Annotated in this window: 4 protein-coding genes; 3 read left to right on the forward strand and 1 reads right to left on the reverse strand. The window is 74.1% G+C overall.

Annotated features, from left to right (window positions below):
* Nucleotides 1–54: 54 nt before the first annotated feature.
* Entirely contained in the window at nucleotides 55–1,242 is a 1,188-nt protein-coding gene (locus AC5LUJ_RS00530; protein WP_250282560.1) for a CaiB/BaiF CoA transferase family protein, read from the reverse strand.
* A 265-nt stretch (nucleotides 1,243–1,507) separates the two neighbouring features.
* Between AC5LUJ_RS00530 and mftA the strand changes: the two genes are divergently transcribed.
* The 3 genes from mftA to mftC all read left to right on the forward strand — a co-directional run.
* Nucleotides 1,508–1,648 carry a mycofactocin precursor MftA gene (gene mftA, locus AC5LUJ_RS00535; protein WP_250282558.1) on the forward strand — a complete coding sequence of 47 codons (141 nt, stop codon included), beginning with the start codon at nucleotides 1,508–1,510 and terminating at the stop codon, nucleotides 1,646–1,648.
* The gene (gene mftB, locus AC5LUJ_RS00540; RefSeq protein ID WP_493464302.1) at nucleotides 1,633–2,010 is read left to right on the forward strand and encodes a mycofactocin biosynthesis chaperone MftB; all 378 of its coding nucleotides are present in this window, start codon (nucleotides 1,633–1,635) and stop codon (nucleotides 2,008–2,010) included. Before mftA ends, mftB begins: the two co-directional genes overlap by 16 nt.
* The coding region (gene mftC, locus AC5LUJ_RS00545; protein ID WP_493464303.1) for a mycofactocin radical SAM maturase at nucleotides 2,007–3,205 on the forward strand (1,199 nt) is incomplete at its 3' end. The genes mftB and mftC, both read left to right, overlap by 4 nt.

Genomic DNA, 3,205 nt, shown 5'->3' on the forward strand with positions numbered 1-3,205 from the left:
CCGCGGGCTGCTGACCGCCTTCCCGGAGCGTCGGGCCAGGCCGTCGGACACGGCCTAGGCCTGGTCCGCCGCCTGGACCGCCACGCCGGAGGCGAGCAGCGCGTCCACGCCGCGCACACCCCAGTCGGTCAGCGCCTGCCGGGTGTGCGCGCCGGGCAGCGCGGGCGGGCCCGGGGGAGCGGCGGGCGTCCGGCTGAAACGGGGTGCGGGAGCGGGCTGCCGCACCCCGTCCACCTCGACGAACGTGCCGCGGGCCGCCAGGTGCGGGTGGTCCGCGGCCTCCGTCAGGCTCAGCACGGGGGCGACACAGGCGTCGGTGCCCTCGAAGACCTTCGCCCACTCGTCCCGGGTGCGCCGGGCGAACGCGGCGGCGATCCGCTCCCGCAGCGCGGGCCAGGCGGCGGGGTCCGCGCGCTCCGCCTCGTCGGGCTCCAGGCCGAGCAGCGTCATGAACCGCGCGTAGAACTTCGGCTCCAGCGGCCCGACGGCGACCCAGCTGTCATCGGCGGTCCGGTGGACGTCGTACCAGGGACGCCCGGTGTCGAGCAGGTTGACGCCCCGCTCGTCGCGCCACTGCCCGGCGGCGATCAGACCGTGCACGAAGGTGGTCAGGGATGCCGCGCCGTCGACGATGGCGGCGTCGACCACCTGGCCGCGGCCGGAGCGGGCGGCCTCGAAGACCGCGGCGAGCACGCCGACGACCAGGTACAGGGAGCCGCCCCCGAAGTCGCCGAGGAAGTTGACCGGCACGGCCGGGCCCTCACCCTGGCGGCCCAGCGCGTGCAGCGCACCGGTGATCGCGATGTAGCCGATGTCGTGCCCGGCGGTGGGGGCCAGCGGGCCGTCCTGGCCCCAGCCGGTCATCCGGCCGTAGACGAGACGGGGGTTGCGGGCCCAGCAGTCCCGCGGGCCGACCCCGAGACGCTCGGCGACCCCCGGCCGGTAGCCCTCGATCAGCACGTCCGCCCGCTCGGCCAGGTCCAGCACCGCCCGCACCCCGTCCGGGGAGCGCAGGTCGATGACGACCGAACGGCGGCCGCGCCGCAGGATGTCCGCCGGCGGCGGCACGATGTCGTTCGCCTCGTCCGGACGGTCCACCCGGATCACGTCCGCACCCAGGTCGGCGAGCAGCATCGCGGCGAAGGGGCCGGGGCCGATGCCGGCGAGCTCGACGACACGCAGCCCGCGCAGCGGGCCGGTCGTGCCCGCGGCTGTGCCGCTGTCCGTCCCGCTGTCCGTCATCCCGTCTCCGGCCTCGATCAGGTGAGCGGCCGTCCCCGGCGCGTGTGGCCTCAGCGTAACCAGGCAGGGAACGTCCGCTCATCCGGTCGGGGATGTCCGGACGGGGGATCCGGGTGGAGGATGCGGGCGGGGATCCGGGCGGGAACGCTCCAGGGGCTTCCTTTCGGCACCAAGTGCCACTACTGTGACTCGGCACCGAGTGCCACTACTGTGACCTCGCACACGTGACCACCCGACCGACCCGAGGAACCAGCAGGGAGCAGCCATGAGCGACCACACACGCGAGACATCGGTCAGCTTCGACGAGGACACCGCTGGCGCGGCACATCCCGTCGACGTCGACATCCTCCAGGAGGAGTTCCTCGTCGAGGACGTCTCCATCGACGGGATGTGCGGGGTCTACTAGAGCGCGCGGCCCGGATGACCGAGCCCACCGCGGCGGCGCGGGCCGTCCCCGGCTTCGCCCTCGACGCCCCCTGGCAGCTGCATCCCCAGGTCTCGGTGCGGCCGGAGCCTTTCGGGGCGCTGGTCTACCACTTCGGGACCCGCCGGCTGTCCTTCCTGAAGGACCCGGCGCTGCTGCGTCTGGTCCAGGCGCTGCCGGAGCATCCCCGCGCGCGGGATGCCGCCACCGCGGTCGGCATCACCGAGGCCGACCTGCCGCGCTACCAGCGTGCCCTGGCCACGCTGGCGGCAACGTTCATGATCGTCGAAAGGACGACGATGACCGCCGAAACGACGACGACCGCCGAAAGGAACGCGCCGTGAGCGTCGCCGCGGCACCAGCCCGCCTGGTCGACCACTTCCAGCACGGCCTGGCCGCCCCGATCTGCCTGACCTGGGAGCTCACCTACGCCTGCAACCTGGCCTGCGTGCACTGCCTGTCCAGCTCGGGGCGGCGCGACCCGCGCGAGCTGACCACCGCGCAGTGCAAGGCGGTCATCGACGAGCTCGAGCGCATGCAGGTCTTCTACGTCAACATCGGCGGCGGGGAGCCGACCGTCCGCCCGGACTTCTGGGAGATCGTCGACTACGCGGTCGCCCACCACGTCGGGGTGAAGTTCTCCACCAACGGGGTGCGCATCACCAGGGATGTCGCCGCCCGGCTCGCCGGCAGCGACTACATCGACGTGCAGATCTCCCTGGACGGCGCCACCGCCGAGATCAACGACGCGGTCCGCGGCACGGGCTCCTATGCCACCGCCGTGCGCGCCATGGAGCACCTCGCCGACGCCGGGTTCGCGGGCTTCAAGCTCTCCGTCGTCGTCACCCGGCACAACGCCGGCCAGCTCGACGCGTTCAAGGCCCTCGCCGACCGGTACGGCGCCCAGCTGCGGCTGACCCGGCTGCGCCCGTCCGGCCGCGGCGCCGACGTCTGGGACGAGCTGCACCCCACCGCCGCCCAGCAGCGCGAGCTCTACGACTGGCTGGTGGCCCACGGCGAGCAGGTGCTCACCGGGGACTCCTTCTTCCACCTGTCCGCCTACGGCCAGGCGCTGCCCGGGCTGAACCTGTGCGGCGCCGGCCGGGTGGTCTGCCTGATCGACCCGGTCGGGGACGTCTACGCCTGCCCGTTCGCCATCCACGACTCCTTCCTCGCCGGCAACGTCCGCGAGCCCGGTGGCTTCGAACGGGTCTGGCGCTCCTCGGAGCTGTTCACCGAGCTGCGGGCGCCGCAGAGCGGGGGCGCGTGCGCGTCCTGCGCGCACTTCGACTCCTGCCGGGGCGGCTGCATGGCCGCGAAGTTCTTCACCGGCCTGCCGCTGGACGGCCCGGATCCCGAGTGCGTCCAGGGCTACGGGGCCGACGCCCTGCTCGCCCGCGATGACGCCGGCGTCCCGAAGCCCTCCGGCGACCACTCCCACTCCCGGGCCGCCGCCGGGAAGCCACCGCGGCACGGGGAGCCGGGGCGGGGCGGGCCGGGGCCGGTCCCGGTGGTCATCGGCCGCGCGCCGGTGAGTGC

Source organism: Protofrankia sp. CiP1_Cm_nod3 (assembly GCF_982290655.1).

Coding starts and splice junctions, on each gene's coding strand:
- AC5LUJ_RS00530 (WP_250282560.1), bottom strand. CDS start 1,242: ATGACGGACAGCGGGACGGACAGCGGCACAGCCGCGGGCACGACCGGC.
- mftA (WP_250282558.1), top strand. CDS start 1,508: ATGAGCGACCACACACGCGAGACATCGGTCAGCTTCGACGAGGACACC.